Genomic DNA, 21381 nt, shown 5'->3' on the forward strand with positions numbered 1-21381 from the left:
TAAATTTAATATGAAGAAAATATTCACTGTTCTTTCTGTTTGTTCCGGTCTGATATTAGGTTTTGCTCAATGGAGCCCGAGATCGATGAAGGCAACGCAATCCAAAGAAACAAAAGCTTCCAATTTCTATTCTCTTGATTTGAAAGCTATCAGGTCTCAACTTTCTACAGCGGAAAAAACAGGTAAAAATAGCAAGCCAATCATTATCGAACTTCCAACTTTGGACGGAAAAATTGAAAGATTCGAAGTTTTTAGTTTGCCTGTTGTAGAGAAATCTTTGGCAGATCGTTATCAATTAGGGTCTTACGTTGGATTGAAAATTGGAGATCCGACAACTTATGTGAGATTCAGCGTTTCGCCGTATGATCTGCAGTCGATGATGTTTAAAGATGGTCGGTACGAGTTCATCGAGCCGTTAAACAAAGAAAAAACAGTTTACGGCGTCTTCCCAAAAACTGAGAAACAACAAGGAGATCACGCTTTCTCTTGTTCTACATTGGAATCTGACATTAGTAAAAAACAGATCGAGAAATTGGGAGAAGGTTCCAACTTTTCAAATGTTGCAACAGACTTCGGCAAAGCCAGTGACAAAAAATACAGAACTTACAGATTGGCTATTTCTGTGATTGGCGAATACACACAATATTTTGGAGGTCTGCCTCAGGCATTTTCTGCAATCAATGCAACGATCACTCGGGTGAATGGCGTTTTCGAAAAGGATTTTGCAATCCACCTCGATGTACAGGATTTCCCCCAATTGATTTACACAAATCCAGCTACAGATCCTTATTCCAATGCAAATGTTGGAATTGGTGGTGCTTGGAATTTAGAACTGCAACGGACTTTGACCTCAGTTATTGGAAATGGTGCTTATGATATTGGGCATCTCTTCGGAAGAGCTGGCGGTTCTGGGAATGCTGGCGGTGTTGGGAACGTATGTAAGAATCCAGCCAACAATAATGATGCAACTTCTAAAGGTTCAGCTTTTAGCACGCCAAGGTCAGGCGGACCAGAAGGTGAACGTTTTGATATCGATCTTGTGGCTCACGAGATGGGACATCAGTTTGGCGCGGATCATACTTATTCTTTTGCATTGCAAGCAACACCTAACGAATCTGCGCAGATGGAACCGGGCTCTGGTTCTACGATTATGGGTTATGCAGGAATAACGAACTCGAACGTACAAAATTTTTCAGATTCCTATTTTCATACAAGAAGCGTAGAACAGGCTCAAGTTTACGTCAATTCTCAAACTTGTGGGACTATCATTAGTATTGATAATAATCCACCGGTTGTTGCGTCTTTACCAGACAAAACCATCCCGAAAGGAACTGCATTTGTTCTAACAGCCAATGCAACCGACTCTGAAAATGATGTGCTCACGTACAGCTGGGAACAATACGATTTGGCAAAGTCAGAAATTACAACTGTTACTGGCGATAATACATCAGGTCCAAAATTCAGATCACTTGTGGCATCCACCTCGCCATCCAGATATTTTCCAAAATTGAGTAATGTGATCAATGGAAATCTTTACAGCGCTACAGATTGGGAAGCCGTTTCTAATGTGGAAAGAATGTTGACTTTTAAAGTTTTGGTAAGAGATAACAAGCCAGATATTACGCAACAACAGACTGCAGCAGGCTCACAAACAATTATTGTTGGAAGTGATGGACCATTTAAAGTCTTGACCGACAAGGTTTATAATAATGCTTTGAGCGAGGTTGCTTGGGATATTGCAAAGACGAATCTTGCTCCTTACAATGTTGCGAACGTCAAGATAGATTACACCACAGATCAAGGTGCAACTTGGAATGTTATAATTCCTTCAACACCGAATGACGGTTCAGAATCTTTAGACTTCTCATCTGTTTCTGCCAATCAAGATATCGTCGTGAGAGTTTCAGCCATTGATAACGTTTTCTATGCCGTTGCAAATGTTGCCGTTTCCAGTATTTTGGCTTGTGACGGAACGGCTCCAACGAGTTTGATGATTAGTAACATTACGCAAAACTCAGCGAAAATCGATTGGGATCTGGTGGCGAATGCGACTTACACTTTAAGATACAAGAAATCCACCGATAGCAATTGGACGGAAATTAATAATATCACAACCAATAGTTACACGTTATCACAATTGGAGATCAATAAATCGTATGACGTGGGTGTTTCGGCGGTTTGCAACAGTACAATTGGAACTTATGCAAATACAACATTTTTTACCGGAGCTCACAACTATTGCAACGCTGGAGCTACTTATTTGATGTCAGAGAAAATTGCCAATGTGACTTTTTCCAATATTAATAATAACTCTACTTCCAATGCAGGTTACGAAGATTTTTCTAATGTGATCGGCAATGTAGCGCCTGGTCAGATTTACAATTTTACAGCTTCATCTACTACAGGTTCTGCAGATTATGATCAAGTTATTGTTTGGATGGATCTTAACCAAGACGGAGATTTCAATGATGCTGGAGAAAAGGTTTTGACAACGAGTTATGGGACGTCACCTTGGCGGGGAACGATTACGATTCCAACGTCAATTCTCGCAGGAAGAACAAAAATGAGAGTGAGGCTTTACGGCGCCATTTCAAATCCGAACGAAACGCCTTGCGGAAATTCATATTACGGTCAAGTGGAAGATTACACGTTGAATGTTGGAACTTTGGGTGTTACGGATGTTGATAAGATTTCAATTAAATATTATCCAAATCCGGTCAAAGACATCCTGACAGTTTCTTCTGACAAAAAAGTCAATCAAATCTCGGTTTACAGCACAACCGGGCAATTATTGCAGGAAACAAAGAATTCAAACATTATTGACCTTGCTAAGCTTCCCTCAGGTGTTTACTTTGTGAAAACGACGATCGAAGGTGAAACAGAAACTACAAAAATTATCAAGAAGTAAATTTTATCATAATTGTGTTTTTAATCGGAACGAGGCTGATCTTAATTGAAAAGCCTCGTTTTTTTATTTTTATTTCTTCGTGAAGTTATAAGTTTTCCCGTTTTGCAGAAGTTGCATCTTGTTCGTTTCCGGAAAGAATTTTAACGTGATTCCAGCTTGTTCAAATCTGAATTGGTCTTTCTCTACAAGTTCCAAAGGAAATTCTGGCTGACCTTTTCCTTGTCCGAAAAGTTGGTCATCATTCACAAAAACCTTTAGATCCAATGGAATGTCCGGAGATGTATAGTCGCCAAGGTATTTTTTGAACTTGCCATCATAAGATGCTGTTTCACTTTTCTTTTCAAATTTCGGATAATCAAAATCCTCATTGAAGAAAATGTTCAAAATTCCTACGTACAAGGCGTTATGTGGATATTCCTCTCCATTGATGACGATTGAGATCGAATAATCTTCCTTTCTGCTGTATGAAGTTACGGAATGAGTTCCAGCCGTATCGCCACCGTGACCAAATGAAACTTGGTTGTAAAAAGGAACTGGCATAATTCCCAATCCGAAATCCGATTTGCTTCCCGACTTAGGCATCATCTTTTCCAAGGTTTCTTTCTTCACAAATTTTCCATTGAACAAAGCATTGATGAAAAGATTCATATCACTCGGTGTTGAAACGATATCGCCCAATCCAATGCAGTTATGGAAATCAAAATCTTCCACTTCTATCCATTTTCCATCTTCGTTTTTGTAGGATTTGAAGACATTTTTCGGATTGTCCAATACGGAGAAAGTGTTTTTCAGATTGGCTTTGCCCAAGATGTTTTCCTTTAGAATGACATTGTAGGGTTTCTTGTAAATCCTTTCCAAAATTCTGCTCAGCAAGTAGTAGCCAGAATTGGAGTATCTACTTTTTTCACCCGGCTGAAATTCCACGCCTTGTGCTTTGATGGTATCCAAAATTGCTTTGTCGCTAACCGGTTTTTTGAAGATCCATTGGTAATTCTCGCCCACATAATCACCCAATCCGCTGGTGTGATTCAGTAAAGATTCTATTGTTATCTTGTCAGCATTTGGAACTTCTGGATAATATCTGGATAGTTTGTCATTGATGTTCAGTTTTCCTTTTTCCGCCAGTTGCATCAGCATTGTTGCGGTGATGAGTTTGCTTACGGAACCAATTTGATAGCCAGTTTCTGAGTTCCATTTGACATTCGGTAATTGATCTTGCCCGAAGTCTTTTTTGTAAACCTCTTTGCCTTTTCGGAAAATGGAAATACTACCAATGCCTTGTTTGTTTTTGCTAATATAATCCAGAAAATCATCAAGTTTCGCATTGTCAATTTCTCGATTGCCAATATCTTTCACTCTTTCATCCTTAGGATTCGGTTTTTCATCACCATTATTTTTGAAAAAATTTAAAGGAAGTGAACGGCCTTTTTGTGTAAATGTTCCTTCGAAATGATCTTCTATATATTGACCTTTGTAAGAAGCGTCAATTTCCTTCATCTCGAAAATCAATTCGTTGTTGTTGAATTCAGTTTTGTCAACAGAGATGATTTTGTCACCTTGTTTAGGACTTCTTGCGGTTGAAGTGTAAGTACCGTTTTCTTTTTTAATGTCAAGGATTAGAGGAAGTTGCATTCCGCCAAAATCTAGTTCGCCTTTCCAAGAGCCTGTTAGATCTTGGGCGTAAAAAGTCTGTGCTAATAAAATCAGCACCAGTAATAGTTTGGTTTTCATATTATTTTTGGATTAAAGTATTGTCTGACTAATGATTGTAACGATGAGTGAAACCACTACGAATGCAACGATGTGTTGCCATTTTTTGATATTGGTCGCTGTCTTGAAACCATTGAAAAAGAGTACAAAACTGTAAACAAGAAAAGGCAAAGTAATACATCCTGCAACCGTAACGATAATTAAATCTGTCATTTCTATTTTAGCTATGTTTCCCGCACTTTTCGCAATATTGACATTAGCTTCTTTGATAAAGGGAAGTGCCATCATTGGCATTGTAATGATGAGCGGAATCTGAGAAATCAAGGCAGTGTTGATGATGTCAATAATTCTGGTTCTTTTATTAATGAATTTTGCAAGGATTAGTAAAACAACAATGGCGAAAATATAACTCAATGAATTGATTTTCATAATGTCCCAAATCGTTTGACCTTCCTCAAGTATTGATAAATGGAAGATAGCATCATTGATCATTCCTGCATAAAAACAACCAAAAATATTAAGCACGAAAAAGAGAATTCCAACAGCCAGAATATGTTTGTCATCAAATTTCTCAAACGGATTAAAGATAGTTTTCCACTTCATAGTTTATGCTTTTACAGTAATATTTGGATTTATTTTAAGAACTTCATTTTTGAAGTTTTCAAAGCTTTTTGGAGAGATGACTACGCTTTCGTTTTGATAATAAATTTCAACTCTTCCAATGATGCTTGGGGCAGGAGATGAAAGTAGATTCCATGTTTTTTCAATTTTGTAAATGTCTCTTACATCAATTTTAGTTGTCCCAAACACTGAATTTTTGATGTAAAGAAATTCTTCATCCAAATAATATTTTATAGAAAAGCAAAGACCTAAGATTAGCCCAAAAATGCTAGTTACAATTGCAATAGCTTTCCAATTTTTGTTGATTAATTCTTGATAGTTTGTAAGGATCAAAACTGCTAAAACAAATAGCAATATTTTCCAACCAATTTTTACAGGAATACTTTTCATGATCAATGTTTTTCGTTTTGAAGTTTTTTTACTTTCTCGATGAGGTCGTCCATTTTGTTTCTCATTGTTGGATAAGAAAGTTCTGCCTGCTTCGCCATTTCTTTGATGCTTCCGCTGGAGAGAAAAAAGTTGAGAATGAAATCTTGGTCATCTCTGCTCAGTTTCAAAAGAACAGGAAGTTCATAATTTCCATTCACGTTCGTTTCGCAAGACGGACATTTCATCTGGCTTACATTCAACGTGTGGTCACAGCTTGGACAAACGATTGGAAGTTTCATTTCTTTTAATATTATTTTACAAATGTAATAATTATTTTAATAAAGTTAAAAAATATTTTAATTTTATTAAAATTTATTTAAAGATAAGGTAAAAAAAACTCCCAAAAATTGGGAGTTATGATTTCAATGCGACGAATTTATTTATATTCTGAAGATTGTTTGCCACCTGTATTATTGTGGTTAGGATTGATTTTCTCAATAGGTTTTGCATATTCACTATAGCTTACTGGTGAATAAACTTTTTGTTCAATTTTGCTCATCTTTTTAGCTTTCCAAAAATTCTCATCAAATTTCTTAGAAATCGTGATGGCGCACAAGGGATTATTTCTTGTAATTCTCAATTTTACCAAGGTTATAAAATTAATATCAGAATAGAAAAACTGTGGAATCTTCTCAGTAGATTCCTTCACTTCACCATTCGCATAAGTTATGGACCATCTGTAAAGATAATCACTAGGATTATCACCATTTGGAAAGAAAGATATCACAGCATCACTCACTTTCACATCTTTGAAATCATCGATAAGAATGCCGCAACTGTTTTCTAAAGTTGATTGTTTCTTTTCGTTTGAATTAGAAGTTGCAACTGTTACCGGAGCAACCACTTCCACGATTTTGTCACATTGAACCAAACCTTGTGTCGTTAAAACCGAAACGGAAATTTTTCCTTTTCCGATTTGTGCGCTTTTCACATCGATTTTGTTGGTTTTATTGTTGCCTTCAATTGTCAAATTAGTTTCAGGCGAAGATTTCCACGAGTAACATTCATCGCATTGCGCTTTGGTATCTACTGTGAAAGATGCAATTTCATTTGGATTTAAGGTGTTTGTTCCAGCAATAGTACATTGCCCGTAAGCATTGGAAGCCACAAAACTGACAACCAATATCATCAAGTTTTTCATTCTATTTGTGTTTTTTATTTTCTATTTTACATCATTTGCAAACTCTATACCTGAATCACACCAAGGTTGAATTTTTCTGTGATCGGCGAATGATTTGCGGCCTCAATTCCCATACTTATCCATTTTCTTGTATCCACTGGATTGATGATTGCATCCGTCCAAAGTCTTGCAGCAGCATAAGTCGGTTGCGTTTGGCGCGTGTAATCTTTTAGAATTTTGTCGAGAAGTTCTTTTCTGTCTTCTTCACTAATTTCTTTTCCTTGCTTTTTAAGCGCAGATTCTTGGATTTGAAGGAGTACTTTCCCAGCTTGTGAACCGCCCATCACGGCAAGTTCTGCCCACGGCCAAGCTACAATCAATCTTGGGTCGTAAGCCTTTCCACACATCGCGTAATTTCCTGCTCCGTAAGAGTTTCCTGTTACGATCGTGAACTTCGGAACCACTGAGTTGGAAACTGCATTTACCATTTTTGCACCATCTTTTATGATGCCACCTTGTTCGGATTTGGAACCTACCATAAAGCCTGTCACATCCTGAAGGAAAACCAACGGAATTTTTCTTTGGTTGCAATTCGCGATAAATCTGGTTGCTTTGTCTGCAGAGTCGGAATAGATTACGCCTCCAAATTGCATTTCGCCTTTTCCGCTTTTTACCAATTTTCTTTGATTGGCAACAATTCCAACGCTCCAGCCATCGACTCTTGCAGTACAACAGATGATGGTTTTTCCGTAATCGGGTTTGTATTCTTCCAATTCGGAATTGTCGACAAGGCATTTGATGATTTCTAATGTGTCATATTGTTCAGACCTGATGGCAGGCATTATTCCGAAAATATTGTCTGGACTTTCTTTTGGTGGAGCACTTTCAATTCTATCAAAGCCCGCTTTGTCAAAGTCGCCTAGAGATTTCATGATGTTTTTGATTCTGTCCAAAGCATCTTTGTCATCCTTGGCTTTGTAATCTACAACGCCGGAGATTGAGCTGTGCATTGTTGCGCCACCCAAAGCCTCATTGTCAATTGATTCGCCGATTGCCGCTTTTACGAGATAACTTCCTGCGAGAAAAATACTTCCCGTTTTGTCCACAATCATAGCTTCGTCACTCATAATTGGTAAATAAGCACCACCAGCAACACAACTTCCCATGATGGCGGAAATCTGAACAATCCCTGCTGAACTCATCTTGGCATTGTTTCGGAAAATTCTTCCAAACATTTCTTTATCTGGGAAAATCTCATCTTGCATTGGCAAAAATACGCCTGCAGAATCTACCAAATAAATTATTGGCAAACGGTTTTCCATCGCGATTTCCTGCGCACGAAGATTCTTCTTTCCTGTGATTGGAAACCAAGCGCCAGCTTTCACTGTAGCGTCATTTGCTACCACGATACACTGTCTTCCGGAAACATATCCCATCATAACAACAACACCTCCTGCAGGGCAGCCGCCTTGCTCTTCGTACATCTCGTAGCCAGCAAAAGCACCAATTTCTATAGAATCAGAATTTTTATCAAAGAGATATTCCAATCTTTCTCTCACTGTCATTTTACCTTGGTCGCGTTGTTTTTGAAGTGATTTTTCGCCACCTCCCAACTTGATTTTTGATAAGGTTTTTTTTATTTCAGAAAGTTTCAGTTTGTTGAGGTCCTCTCTCTTATTGAATTCTAAATCCATTGCTTTTTTCTTTGGTGCTAAAGATAAACTTTTTTAGAAAATTAGTGCAGTTAATTTGATCTTTGGTGTTACAAAGTATTTATCAAGCTCTTAATTTTAGAACGTATACAATAATCCTTTCTATTCTGCGTTTTTTAGATACAAATGGATATAAATTTTTAGTTAGTTTATGTTATTTTAATAAGTTCTTATTAAAAGATCCGTTCCGAAATCTCGGAACGGATTTTTATGTCTAGTGATCAAAATTGTTCACTATTTTGAATTTATTCTACAATTTTTATCATAATTTCGCCAACTGAAAATCAATTATTTCCAATGAAGAATTCTTATTTGCTGAGGTTGCATTTTATCGTCTTTTTATGGGGATTTACAGCAATTCTTGGAAAGTTGATTTTAGCAGAAGCCAACATCTTGGTTTTTTACAGAATGTTGTTTGCAGCGGTTTTTCTATATGTTTATTTGAGATTTGTCAAAAAGGAAAGCATCAAAGTTTCAAAGAAACTATTATTCAAACTCATAGGAATCGGAAGTGTGATGGCGTTTCATTGGTTGTTTTTCTTTCAATCCATCAAGGTTTCCAATGTTTCAATCGCTTTATCTTGTCTTTCGTTATCCACATTATTCGCGGCCTTGATAGAACCTTTGGTCTTCCGCCGAAAACCAGATTGGGCAGAAGTGATCATTGGGATCATTATTGTGATTTGTATTTCATTGATATTCAACGCAGAGCTTAAGTATAAGGAAGGAATTATTTACGGAATTCTATGTGCGCTTTTCGGAACCATATTTTCGGTTTTCAATGGTAAGATTTTTGGAAAAACCAGTTCGGGAAATATTATTTTTTACGAAATTGCTGGCGGATGGTTGGTTATCAGTTTATTTTTTCTTTTTACAGGACAATTTTCTTCCTTCAGCGAAATAAGTTACATCGATATTGCGTTAATACTATTGCTGGCTTCTGTCTTTACGGCTTACCCAATGTTTGAAAGTGTGAAACTGATGAAGTTCATTTCGCCTTTTACGTTGATCCTAACTGTAAATCTCGAGCCTGTTTATGGGATTATCTTAGCTTTTTTTATCTTTGGAGCATCAGAGCATATGAGCCCTGTTTTTTATGGTGCATCATTCGTGATGATAGCTTCGATTGTGGTAAACGGAGTCATAAAATCCAGAAGGAAAAAAGAAGACGCAATTACAGATTCGAAATCTCTGTAAATACTTATTAATGAAAAGATTTTTATTTTTTTTACTGATTATTTTCACTCAATTTTCTGATGCGCAAATCATCAGAAAATACTCCAATGAATTTTTGAATATTGGTGCAGGCGCAAGAGGTCTCGCAATGGGTGGCGCAGTCGTTTCCAATCAAGACGATGTGTATTCACCGATGTGGAATCCAGCAGGTTTGATGAAAATTGAAAATGATTGGCAGGTTGCCGCGATGCACGCAGAATATTTTGAATCCATCGCCAAGTACGATTATATATCTTATGCAAAACCTTTGGATTATGGCAATGGTGTTTTCGCCATTTCTCTCGTAAGATTAGGCGTTGATAATATCCTTAATACAACACAATTAATTGATTCTGAAGGAAATATCGATTATGATAAAATAAGTTCTTTCTCCACGTCAGATTACGCCGCTTTGTTTTCTTACGCTTTTCATCCAAACGGAAATCAAAAATTAGACGTTGGTGCAACTGCAAAAGTTGTTTATAGAAACATCGGAAAATTTGCCAGCGGTTACGGTTTTGGGTTTGATATTGGCGCCGTTTATCGCACAGATACTGATTGGAATTACGGATTTATGCTGAGAGATGCGACAACGACTGTTAACTTTTGGACCATCAATCAAAAGGAATTATCAACCGTTGTGAATGGTGAAGAGTTCAATCCAGCGCCAGCAGACAAGATGGAGATCACGATGCCAAAACTTAATTTTGGGGTCAGCCGAACTTACGAGTTCAACAGAGATTTGAAATTGTTGCCAGAAGTTGGTCTTAATGTCGATTTTGCAAAAACCGCCGCTTTGGTTTCTACCGATTTCGCGAGTATCACGCCTTATGCTGGTGGTGAATTGATTTTTCAGGATATGATCTTCGTACGATTGGGTCTCAACAGATTCCAAACCATTTCTGATATTGAAGATTTAAAAAGAAAAGTGTCTTTCCAGCCAAGCGCGGGAATCGGAATCAAATATAAAGGTCTGACTTTGGATTACGCTATTACTAATTCCGGGATTGGCGGTTCTAATTTTTACTCCAATTTCTTTTCTTTGAAGTTGGATATGCAAGGTTTCAGAAACTAAAATCATTTTTTATGAAAAAATTATCAATCCTGTTTTCGATATTTTTAATTGTATTAATAAAATCTCAATCGGTTTCAGATTATAAATACATTGTGATTCCATCGGAGTTTGCAGATTTCAAAGGTTCAAAATCTTTTGGATTGACTGCGATAATAGAAAAGTCTTTGAAAAATAAGAAATATGTAGTTCTCTCAGAATCGAAAAGCGATTGGCCTTCGGAAGCGCTTCAGAATCCTTGCGGTATTTTGAATACAGACCTTTCTGATGACAGCAATATGTTCAAAAATAGAGTGATTCTTCAATTCAAAGATTGCGATAATAAGGTTGTCCTGTCACAAAAAGCAAATAGCTCAATCAAAGATTTCGAACCAGGATATCAGGAAGCGGTGAAAAATGCGCTTGTTTTTGTTTCAGCTTCAAATCCCAATCTGCAAAAACTCGCGGAAACTAAACCTGTGGAAACAAAACCTCAAGAAGAAATCAAAACCGTTGAGTCGAAAACTGGAACGACATCTGCACAAAAATTCAGCAACGGAAAAATGAATTTTCAAAAAATCCAGATTGACAATTCGCAGTTTATTTTGGTAGATGGAAATAGTTCTGTGCCGTTTGCGACTTTCAAATCAACGACAAAAGCCGATGTATTCAGAGTTAAGTTAAGTTCCGGCGAATCTACCATCGGTTATTACGAAAATGGAAATATCGTCATCGAACTTCCAAAAACCAACGGAGAATATTCCAAAGAAATCTACAAAGCCAATTAATTTTAAAATTAGTCCAGTTTTATAAAAACAAAAATGGTCAGAAGCAATTCCGACCATTTTCTATTTCTGTAAAAAGCAAAAAGCCAATTGCTATCAGCCAATCGCTACTTATTCGGCTGAGGTGTATATCGTAAATAAGGTTTCACAATCGTTACACCTTTCGTAAATTTTTTCTCAGCATCTTCCTGCGAAACAGCTGGAGGAATTATCACATCTTCACCATCTTTCCAATCCACCGGAGTTGCAACGCCATAGCCGTCAACCAGCTGCAAAGAATCCAAAACTCTCAAAATCTCAGTAAAATTTCTTCCAGTCGAAGCAGGATAAGTGATAATTAATCTTACTTTTTTATTCGGATCAATAATCAGTAAAGACCTTACAGTCAATGTTGCGCTCGCATTTGGATGGATGAAATCATACAATTCCGACACTTTTTTATCTTGGTCGGCAATAATCGGGAATTCTACTTCTGTGTTTTGAGTTTCGTTGATGTCCGAGATCCAACCTTTGTGATTGTCGATTCCATCAACACTTAGAGCGAAAACTTTCGTATTTCTTTTATCAAATTCAGGTTTTAGCTGTGAAGTTCTTCCCAATTCGGTGGTGCAAACCGGCGTGTAATCAGCAGGATGAGAAAATAAAATTGCCCAAGAATCTCCAAGGTAATCGTAGAAATTAATATTCCCTAGACTACTTTCTGCATCAAAGTTTGGAGCTGTGTCACCAAGTTTTATAGACATATTATTTATATTTTTTGATTAATGAATAACAAATTTAATAATAAAAAACCAATTCATACTTAATTAGTATAATTTAATTTTCGAAACAAAAAAACCACAAGTGAATGTGGTTTTAAATTTATTTTTGAGATTTTGAAATTAAAATGTTCCAATTTTGCTATCGTCGATATTATACCTGGCAATAATTTCATCGTAGGACATCTTGGAAATGTCTTGACTATTAGTATTTTTACCACCAAAAACTGCTGGCACAAGAACGACTCTAAATCTTTGATTGTTTAAGTATTGTGGAGTTGTGCTGATGTCATATGTTCCGCCTGCATAAATCAAAAAATCATTTTTTGTAAAATCAAAGTCATAATCTAACTCTCCTTGAGTTAAATATAATGTTCTAGGAATTTGTTGCCACACTGCAGCGCCATTTTCAGTTCCAGCTTGTCGGAAAATTACAACATAGTCTTGGTCTAATAAAGAACGGTTGAATCTTTGATAAAAATTCCAGCCGTCATCAGCATTATAGACAAAATTTACATTTAAATCATAGACAGTAGGGTAATCTACTTCAACAATCGTGTCGTCATCTTTGCAACTGAAGATAAATATACTGGAAATCAGTAGCAATACGAGGGGAATGAATTTTTTCATAAGTTTAATTATTTACGTTAAGATTTTAATTACAAATTACAGACCATAAAAATAGCTATTTTCATCGGATTTAATATCTTTATGGAAAGTTTTCTAAAATTTAGATATCAAAAAAATGAAAAGGTTAAGCCTACTTATAATAACTTTTTTTTCGCAGTTTTATTTTACACAATATCAACCGAAAAATCTCTCCAAATCCGATATCAAAAAAGCAAACGATTGGGTTGATAAAACCTACAATGCGCTTTCACAGGAGGAAAAACTTGGTCAGCTTTTCATCGTTGCACTTTATACGAATAAGGACGAAGCGCACATCAATCAAATCCGAAATATCGTTTTGAATGATAAAATCGGTGGATTGATTCTGATGCAAGACGATGCGACGAGAGAAATTAATTTGGTCAATGAATTCCAGTCCAAGTCAAAAGTCCCTTTGATGATTGGGATGGATGCAGAATGGGGCGTTTTCCAGAGGATTGCAAAAGCACACAAATATCCGTGGGCGATTACGTTGGGAGCGATTCAGGATAAAAATCTGATTCACGATATGGCATCCAAAATTGCCGAAGATTGCAAGCGAATGGGCATCAATTGGGATTTCGCGCCCGTTGTAGATGTGAATACGAATCCAAACAATCCAATCATCGGCAACAGAAGTTTCGGTTCTGATGTCAGTAATGTGGTGAATTCCGCTTTTGCTTATTCCAACGGTTTGCAGGACAACAAAGTTCTTGGAGCAATCAAGCATTTTCCTGGTCACGGCGACACGGACAAAGATTCCCACTTGGATTTGCCAGTCGTTTCCCACAATATGGAACGATTGGAAAAAACTGAACTTGCACCTTTCAAAACATTGATGGACAAAGGAATTGGTGGCGTAATGGTTGCGCATCTTTACGTTCCAAGTCTTGAAAGCGAGAAAGGAATTCCAGCTTCGATTTCCAAAAAAATCATCACTGGATTGTTGAAAGAAAAATACGGCTACAAAGGTTTGATTATCACCGATGCGCTCAATATGGGCGCGGTTGCAAACAAATTCAAAGCGGGAGAATTGGATGCGTTGGCTTTCAAGGCGGGGAATGATATTATGTTGTTTTCGCAAGATGTTGCGACCGGAAAAAGATTGATTCAAAAAGCGATTGATAATAAAGAAATTTCTCAGAGTAGAGTAGAGGAGAGCGTGAAAAAAATTCTCTTGACCAAATATTTTTTAGGCTTGGATAAATATTCCAACGTAAATCCTGAAAACATCAACGAAGATTTGAACAACGCTTCACATTCCGAAATCGTCCAGAAAATGTATTCCAACGCTTTGACTTTAATCAAAGATGATAAGAAATTGTTGCCTCTCGATTGCAAAGAAACTTATTATTATGTTCCATTGGAAGAAGCGCCTTACGAAACTTTCCTCAATCAATTGAATACAGAAACAACAGTAATTCTAAAAAAAGCTTCGGAAATCAATTCAATTCCAGCAAACTCCAAAGTGATTGTCGGTTTTCATAAAGATAATTCGACAGCTTACAAACCTTATAAAATTTCGGATTCCAGCAAAAAGATTCTTTCAGATTTAAGCAAAAACCAAACTGTGATTCTGGACGTTTTCGGAAGTCCTTACGCTTTGAAAGATATTGATATTTCCAAAGTTTCCACAGTCTTAGTTTCTTACGAAAATAATGACGATGCGATGAAAGCCACAGCCAACGGACTTTTAGGTCAAACAAGAATATGGGGAAGACTTCCTGTTTTGGTTAATGACAATTTAAAATTCGGAATGGGAATGGATATTGACGCTAAAATGCCAGCCAATCAAACCGATAGAAAAAATAGTTTGGAAACAAAGAATTCTAAGGTGGTAATTGAGTAAATTTGGAAGACGAAAAATGAAATTTTCAGTAAGCATTATTTTTCTGTTTTTTCTATTATCTTGTGCAAAACAAGAAAATACATCAGGCATTAACAATGATTTATATAAAGAAATAATTAAATATCAGAAGGAAAATCCTATTGATAAATCTGACTCTCAATTTTTAAGTGATGAACATTTTATTTATGAAGTAGTAATCTTACCTCCAAAATATTCCAATCCAGAAGATAAAAATTATTCTGTATTTATTACAATGTCTGTATTCGGAATAAGAGACGATTTAAAAAAACTTTGCTATGGTGTCTATCAAAATGAATTTTTACAAAAAACAGTAATTTATGATGAAGCAAATTTCATTGAGAAATTTGTCACTGTAAAAAAGAAGGAAAATATTGAAACATATGTTTTAAAAAATTCACCAATAATAGACATTATTTATCCTGTTAGACTGTACAATATCGTTGATGGGAAATTATTATTCATTGATGAAATAAAAGGAAACAATCACAGAAAATAAAATAAGTAATTAATGAAAATAGGAATACTTTGCTATCCAACTTACGGCGGAAGCGGAATTGTGGCGACAGAATTAGGAATGAGTCTGGCCGACAAAGGCTATGAGGTTCATTTCATAAGTTCTGCATTGCCAGCGCGTTTGGACGTTACCAATCCGAACATTTTCTTCCACAAAGTGAATGTTCAGACTTATCCGCTGTTCCAATATCAACCTTACGATATCGCCTTGTCATCGATGATTTACCGCGTTGTCAACCTTTACAAATTGGATATTTTGCACGCGCATTATGCGATTCCTTACGCTTACGCCGCGTTCACGGCAAAGCAAATGTTGAAGGCAGAACACAAGGATGTGCCTTTGGTGACGACGCTTCACGGGACAGATATTACCTTGGTTGGCCAACATCCAAGCTACAAACACGCTGTCGAATTCTCTATCAATCAAAGTGATACAATAACTTCGGTTTCCGAAAGTCTGAAAAAAGACACCCTTCAGTTTTTCAATATTCACAAAGATATTCAGGTGATTACCAATTTTATCGATAATTCTGTTTTCGATGATTGCAAAACTTGCCAAAGAGAACAGTTTGCCAGCGACGACGAAAAAATCCTGATTCACGTTTCCAATCTCCGTCCAGTAAAGAGAATTCAGGATGTTTTGGAGATTTTCAGGAATGTGAACAGAAAGGTGCAATCAAAGCTCATCATCATCGGCGAAGGTCCTGAAATGGAGAAAATCAACCAGTTTTTGGAAGAAAATCCAGAATTGATTGGTAAAATAAAATTACTTGGAAAAGTCAACGACCTTTATAGGATTCTACAACTTTCAGACGTCTTTCTTTTACCTTCCGAGCAGGAAAGTTTCGGATTGGCGGCTTTGGAAGCGATGGCAGCAAAAACGCCGGTAATCAGCAGTAATGCTGGTGGAATTCCCGAAGTTAATATTCAAGGCGAAACCGGATTTTTGGCTGAAATCGGAAATGTGGAAGCGATGTCCAATTACTGCATCAAACTTTTGAGCAACGAAGAGCTTCTTGCCGAAATGAAAAAGAATGCGAAAGCACAAGCACTGAAATTTGACCTCAAAAATATCCTTCCAATCTACATCGAGATGTACGAAACGACGATTGCGAAGTTTGAAGAAGCAAAGTTGATTGATGTTAGATAGAAGGTCTTCGACTCCGCTCAGACTGACAATGCTCAAATGATTATTATTGAAATGTCACACTGAGCGGAGTCGAAGTGTCCAATATTAATTCAAAATTAAAAATATTTTTATAACTTAACCCTTTCGAAGTCACGCACTTTGAAAGGGTTTTTGTTTAACGAAAATCAAGCACACAAATGAATGAAGAAATATTACAATATCTCTGGAATTTTAAGAAATTCCGGCGTTTCGATTTTGTTTCCGTAGATGGAAAGAATATCGAAATCTTAGAATTCGGCGAATGGAATAAGAATTCGGGACCGGATTTTTTGTTTGCAAAGATTAAAATTGACAACATCATTTTTGCCGGAAACATCGAAATTCACACCAAAGCTTCCGATTGGTTTTTCCACAACCATTCCGGAAATCCCGAGTTTGGGAATCTGATTCTTCACGCCGTTTATATCAATGATTGCGAAATTCCTGAATTGGAAAACCAACAGATTCCGACTTTAGAACTCAAGGATTATATTGATGAAACTTTGATTCAGAAACATCAGAATTTGAGGGAAGAACATTCTTTTATTCCGTGCGAAAATTTGTTTGATAAAGATAAAATTCCGTTGTTTTTTGAAGAAGAGGTTTTGCTCAAAAAATTGGATTTCAAATCTGACTCGTTGGAATTATCATTAAAGAAAAGTCAAAATAATTATGAAGCCGTTCTTTTCCAACAATTAGCTTATACTTTTGGATTGAAAGTCAACGCGGAGATTTTCCTACAGTTAGCTGAAAGTCTTGACTTTTCCATTTTTCAAAAAATCAAACAGAATAAAGTTCAGTTGGAAGCTTTGCTATTAGGGATTTGTAATTTTCTGGACGAGCCAAAAGATGAAATGATGAAAGTCTGGAAACGGGAATTTGATTTTCTGAAAGTGAAATTTAATTTATCGGAAGTTAGAATCAATCCAAAATTCTCAAAACTCCGTCCACCAAATTTCCCGACGATTCGGCTTTCACAATTGGCGAATCTTTATCATTCTCAGCCCAATCTTTTTTCGAAGATTATTGAGGCTAAAACGATTGATGATTTATATTTGATTTTCGAAAATGTTTCGGCTTCGGAATATTGGGACAATCATTTTAATTTTGGAAAGATTTCACCGGTTGAAAGTCCAAAATTGTTGAGCAAAGATTTCATTGATTTGATTATCATTAATGCGATTCTTCCCATCAAATATTTTTATCAGAAGAATCACAATCCGGAAATTGTAGATGATATTTTTGAATTCTACAAACAGCTGAAGTCGGAGAAGAATTCTGTTCTTGATGAATGGAAAAACTTGGGTGTGAAATTTGAAAATGCTTTGCAGACACAGGCTTTTCTTTACCATTTCAAAACATTTTGTACTCAGAAAAAATGCTTAAATTGCAGTATCGGTTTTCAGTTGTTGAAGAGCCACGATTAAAGTAATAAATCCAAAATGAAAGAGCCAATTGTAATCAACGGAATGCGCCACAAAATGGAACGAGAATGGTTTGGCGTACTCACAAGATACGGAACCAAACTCGGAATTCCTGTTTCGAAACTGCGTGTTTTCTTTATTTATTCCACGTTTGCGACGGCTGGGATTTTCTTTTTGTTTTATCTTGGATTGGCTTTTATGCTCTGGATTAAGGATTGTATTGTGACGAAGAGACCGAGTGTTTTTGATTTGTAGATATTTTATTTCTCGCAGATTTGGCAAATTTTGCAGATTAATTTCTAGATATTAGCCCCTTCAGCGTTTTAAATGCTGAAGGGGTTTTAAATTGACAGCTAGATTTCTATGGAATGACAAACATTAATATTTATTGACTAATGCTGTTTTGTGCAGAATCCCGTAGCCCATACTGTGTAGAAATCTTTATCTGCTTTAATTTAGATGGAAATTCATCCGCAAAAAAGATTGGAAACCCTTCGACTCTGCTCAGGATAAACTACAGACGGAAAAGCTGCCCAAATAAAAATCCACAAAAAAATCCGATTGAAAAACTCAACCGGATTTGTATTTTGAAATATTAGTCTAAATTCTAATATCTAACTTCTAAAATCTAGATTATGGATTTGCAGTTTTAAGGTTTGCAGATGCATATTCTCTGTTCATTCTTGCGATGTTTTCTAGAGAGATTCCTTTCGGACATTCTACTTCACAAGCGCCAGTGTTGGAACAGTTTCCGAAGCCTTCTTCGTCCATCGCTTTCACCATGTTCAGAACTCTTCTCTTAGCTTCTACGCGACCTTGTGGTAACAATGCGAACTGAGATACTTTTGCACCAACGAACAACATTGCAGAACCGTTTTTACAAGAAGCCACACAAGCACCGCAACCGATACACGCCGCAGCATCCATCGCTTTGTCAGCGTCTTCTTTCGGAACCAGGATTGCGTTGGCATCCAAAGTGTTTCCGGAAGTGTTCACGGATACGAATCCGCCGGCAGCCATTACTCTGTCGAAAGCACTTCTGTCAACCACCAAATCCTTGATCACCGGAAAAGCAGCACTTCTCCAAGGTTCGATGTGGATGGTTTCGCCATCTTTGAAATGACGCATGTGCAACTGACAAGTTGTGATCCCGGTGTCTGGTCCGTGCGCTCTACCGTTGATGTAAAGTGAACACATCCCGCAGATTCCCTCGCGACAATCGTGGTCAAATGCTACTGGATCTTGTCCGTTGTTGATCAACTGTTCGTTTAGGATATCCAGCATTTCCAAGAATGAAGAATCCGTGGAAACGTCAGACAATTTGTAACTTTCGAATTGACCTTTCGTTTTATTATTTTTTTGTCTCCAAATTTTCAGCGTAAGATTTAAGCCTTTTTTTGCACTCATTTTTATATATATTTTGAATGGAGATTATTTGTAACTTCTAGCTTTAACTTCAATATTCTCGTACACCAAATCTTCTTTGTGTACAACAGATTGATTGATGTCCATACCTTTATATTCCCAAGCGGCAACGTATTTATAGTTTACGTCGTCACGTTCTGCTTCACCTTCTGGCGTTGCGTGGTCTTCACGGAAATGCCCTCCACAAGATTCATTTCTGTTTAGCGCATCGATAGCCATCAATTGTCCTAATTCCAAGAAATCTGCAACTCTGAAAGCTTTCTCTAATTCTGGATTCATATTGTCAGAATCACCAGGAACTCTTACATCTTTCCAGAAGTTGTTTCTCACTTCCTCGATTTCTTTGATCGCTTCTCTCAAGCCTTCAGGCGTTCTTCCCATCCCAACTTTGTTCCACATAATGTGCCCCAATTGTTTGTGGAAGTGATCTACCGTGTGCGTTCCTTTATTGGTCAAGAAGAAATTGATTTTTTCCTTGATCTCTTTTTCAGCTTCGTTGAATTCCGGTGTATCTGTAGAAATCGCTCCAGTTCTGATGTCTGCAGAAAGATAATCTGCAATCGTGTAAGGTAAAACGAAATATCCGTCTGCCAAACCTTGCATCAAAGCAGAAGCTCCAAGTCTGTTGGCACCGTGATCGGAGAAGTTGGCTTCACCAATTACGAAACATCCAGGAATTGTAGATTGAAGATTGTAATCAACCCAAACACCCCCCATTGTGTAGTGAACCGCTGGATAAATCTTCATTGGTGTTTTGTAAGGATCATCCGCAGTGATTTTCTCATACATTACGAACAAGTTACCGTATTTTTCCTCGATCCAAGCTTTCCCAAGATCATAGATCTGTTGATCTGTAGGATTATGAATATGTTTTTCTATAGCGGCCTCTTTACCTTTTTTCATGATTTCTGTAGAGAAATCCAGGTAAACGCCTTCTTGAGTATCATTATTCTCGATTCCGTATCCAGCATCGCAACGCTCTTTTCCAGCTCTGGAAGCAACGTCTCTAGGAACCAAGTTCCCAAATGCAGGATATCTTCTTTCTAGATAATAATCTCTGTTTTCTTCTGCGATATTTTCTGGTCTCAATTTTCCTTCTCTGATGGCAACAGAATCTTCAATGTTTTTAGGAACCCAGATTCTTCCGGAGTTTCTAAGGGATTCTGACATCAAGGTCAATTTAGACTGTTGCGTTCCGTGAACAGGAATACAAGTTGGGTGGATCTGAACATAACAAGGATTTGCGAAATAAGCTCCTTTTTTGTGAATCTTCCAAGCGGCAGAAACGTTAGATCCCATTGCGTTGGTAGAAAGGAAATAAACATTTCCATAACCTCCAGAAGCAATTACAACTGCGTGGGCAGAATGCTTTTCAATCTCTCCTGTTACAAGGTTTCTTGCGATGATTCCTCTCGCTTTTCCATCAATAATTACAAGATCTAGCATCTCATGACGATTGTGCATTTTGATTCTACCTTTACCGATTTGACGGCTCATTGCAGAATATGCTCCTAATAATAACTGTTGTCCAGTTTGTCCTTTTGCGTAGAACGTTCTTTTTACCTGAACACCTCCAAACGAACGGTTGTCCAATTGTCCGCCATATTCTCTTCCGAATGGAACACCTTGTGCAACACATTGGTCGATGATATTAGCAGAAACTTCCGCCAATCTGTAAACATTACCTTCTCGCGCGCGGTAATCTCCACCTTTGATCGTATCGTAGAACAATCTGTAAGTTGAATCTCCGTCACCTTGGTAATTCTTAGCAGCATTGATACCACCTTGCGCCGCAATAGAGTGCGCTCTTCTTGGAGAATCCTGATAGCAGAATGCCTTTACATTATAACCTTGCTCGGCAAGAGTCGCAGCAGCAGAACCACCCGCTAATCCTGTTCCGATGATGATGATATCTATTTTGTCTCGGTTGTTTGGTGCAACCAAGTTCATGTGATCTTTATGATTTTTCCATTTGTCCTTTAGTGGACCATGAGGAATTTTAGAATCTAATGTGCTCATAAATT

General features: G+C 37.1%; 19 protein-coding genes. 9 read left to right on the plus strand and 10 right to left on the minus strand.

Annotation, left to right across the window (positions count from 1 at the left end):
* Window positions 1-10 precede the first annotated feature (10 nt).
* Window positions 11-2908 carry a reprolysin-like metallopeptidase gene (locus IO90_RS16685; protein ID WP_034969940.1) on the plus strand — a complete coding sequence of 966 codons (2898 nt, stop codon included), beginning with the start codon at window positions 11-13 and terminating at the stop codon, window positions 2906-2908.
* Between the two features lie 69 nt (window positions 2909-2977).
* On the opposite strand, the gene IO90_RS16690 is transcribed toward IO90_RS16685, so the two are convergent.
* The 6 genes from IO90_RS16690 to IO90_RS16715 form a co-directional block, all read right to left on the minus strand.
* On the minus strand, window positions 2978-4639 hold the full coding sequence (locus IO90_RS16690) for a serine hydrolase domain-containing protein (protein ID WP_051878875.1): 1662 nt from the start codon (window positions 4637-4639) through the stop codon (window positions 2978-2980).
* 12 nt (window positions 4640-4651) lie between these two features.
* A complete protein-coding gene (locus IO90_RS16695; RefSeq protein ID WP_034969944.1) occupies window positions 4652-5221 on the minus strand; it encodes a YIP1 family protein in 570 nt (189 codons plus the stop codon).
* Between the two features lie 3 nt (window positions 5222-5224).
* The gene (locus IO90_RS16700; RefSeq protein ID WP_034969948.1) at window positions 5225-5629 is read right to left on the minus strand and encodes a PH domain-containing protein; all 405 of its coding nucleotides are present in this window, start codon (window positions 5627-5629) and stop codon (window positions 5225-5227) included.
* Window positions 5630-5631: 2 nt separating this feature from the next.
* Complete coding sequence (locus IO90_RS16705; protein ID WP_034969951.1) at window positions 5632-5907, minus strand: DUF2089 family protein; 276 nt, start codon at window positions 5905-5907, stop codon at window positions 5632-5634.
* A 137-nt stretch (window positions 5908-6044) separates the two neighbouring features.
* Window positions 6045-6809, minus strand: a complete 765-nt coding sequence (locus tag IO90_RS16710) for a hypothetical protein (protein ID WP_034969955.1) — start codon at window positions 6807-6809, stop codon at window positions 6045-6047.
* Between the two features lie 44 nt (window positions 6810-6853).
* Window positions 6854-8482, minus strand: coding sequence for an acyl-CoA carboxylase subunit beta (locus tag IO90_RS16715; protein ID WP_034969958.1), 1629 nt, complete (start codon window positions 8480-8482; stop codon window positions 6854-6856).
* Window positions 8483-8797: 315 nt separating this feature from the next.
* Here IO90_RS16715 and IO90_RS16720 point away from each other — a divergent pair, with 315 nt between their 5' ends.
* Genes IO90_RS16720 through IO90_RS16730 form a run of 3 tightly spaced genes read left to right on the plus strand, consistent with a single transcriptional unit; the run spans window position 8798 to window position 11554 of the window.
* Entirely contained in the window at window positions 8798-9697 is a 900-nt protein-coding gene (locus IO90_RS16720) for a DMT family transporter (RefSeq protein WP_034969962.1), read from the plus strand.
* Window positions 9698-9707: 10 nt separating this feature from the next.
* On the plus strand, window positions 9708-10790 hold the full coding sequence (locus IO90_RS16725) for a PorV/PorQ family protein (protein ID WP_034969966.1): 1083 nt from the start codon (window positions 9708-9710) through the stop codon (window positions 10788-10790).
* A gap of 11 nt (window positions 10791-10801) precedes the next feature.
* Window positions 10802-11554, plus strand: a complete 753-nt coding sequence (locus tag IO90_RS16730) for a hypothetical protein (RefSeq protein WP_034969969.1) — start codon at window positions 10802-10804, stop codon at window positions 11552-11554.
* Window positions 11555-11658: 104 nt separating this feature from the next.
* On the opposite strand, the gene IO90_RS16735 is transcribed toward IO90_RS16730, so the two are convergent.
* Both IO90_RS16735 and IO90_RS16740 read right to left on the minus strand, forming a co-directional pair.
* Complete coding sequence (locus IO90_RS16735) at window positions 11659-12294, minus strand: peroxiredoxin (protein ID WP_034969972.1); 636 nt, start codon at window positions 12292-12294, stop codon at window positions 11659-11661.
* A gap of 138 nt (window positions 12295-12432) precedes the next feature.
* Window positions 12433-12939, minus strand: a complete 507-nt coding sequence (locus IO90_RS16740; RefSeq protein WP_034969974.1) for a hypothetical protein — start codon at window positions 12937-12939, stop codon at window positions 12433-12435.
* A 115-nt stretch (window positions 12940-13054) separates the two neighbouring features.
* Between IO90_RS16740 and IO90_RS16745 the strand changes: the two genes are divergently transcribed.
* From IO90_RS16745 to IO90_RS16765, 5 genes are all read left to right on the plus strand, one after another.
* Window positions 13055-14806 carry a glycoside hydrolase family 3 protein gene (locus IO90_RS16745; RefSeq protein ID WP_051878878.1) on the plus strand — a complete coding sequence of 584 codons (1752 nt, stop codon included), beginning with the start codon at window positions 13055-13057 and terminating at the stop codon, window positions 14804-14806.
* Window positions 14807-14822: 16 nt separating this feature from the next.
* Window positions 14823-15323 (plus strand): hypothetical protein, encoded by a 501-nt coding sequence (locus IO90_RS16750; RefSeq protein WP_131450909.1) that lies wholly within the window; start codon window positions 14823-14825, stop codon window positions 15321-15323.
* Window positions 15324-15335: 12 nt separating this feature from the next.
* Entirely contained in the window at window positions 15336-16490 is a 1155-nt protein-coding gene (gene bshA / locus IO90_RS16755) for an N-acetyl-alpha-D-glucosaminyl L-malate synthase BshA (RefSeq protein WP_034969980.1), read from the plus strand.
* A gap of 176 nt (window positions 16491-16666) precedes the next feature.
* Window positions 16667-17935: a DUF2851 family protein gene (locus IO90_RS16760; protein ID WP_034969983.1), complete on the plus strand. Its 1269-nt coding sequence runs from the start codon at window positions 16667-16669 to the stop codon at window positions 17933-17935.
* A gap of 15 nt (window positions 17936-17950) precedes the next feature.
* Window positions 17951-18187, plus strand: a complete 237-nt coding sequence (locus tag IO90_RS16765; RefSeq protein WP_034969986.1) for a hypothetical protein — start codon at window positions 17951-17953, stop codon at window positions 18185-18187.
* A 378-nt stretch (window positions 18188-18565) separates the two neighbouring features.
* On the opposite strand, the gene IO90_RS16770 is transcribed toward IO90_RS16765, so the two are convergent.
* Both IO90_RS16770 and IO90_RS16775 read right to left on the minus strand, forming a co-directional pair.
* Window positions 18566-19339: a succinate dehydrogenase/fumarate reductase iron-sulfur subunit gene (locus IO90_RS16770; protein WP_034969990.1), complete on the minus strand. Its 774-nt coding sequence runs from the start codon at window positions 19337-19339 to the stop codon at window positions 18566-18568.
* 24 nt (window positions 19340-19363) lie between these two features.
* Entirely contained in the window at window positions 19364-21376 is a 2013-nt protein-coding gene (locus tag IO90_RS16775; RefSeq protein WP_034969993.1) for a fumarate reductase/succinate dehydrogenase flavoprotein subunit, read from the minus strand.
* Window positions 21377-21381 lie beyond the last annotated feature (5 nt).

Source organism: Chryseobacterium sp. FH1, from assembly GCF_000735135.1.
In the GTDB taxonomy this organism is placed as follows: domain Bacteria; phylum Bacteroidota; class Bacteroidia; order Flavobacteriales; family Weeksellaceae; genus Epilithonimonas.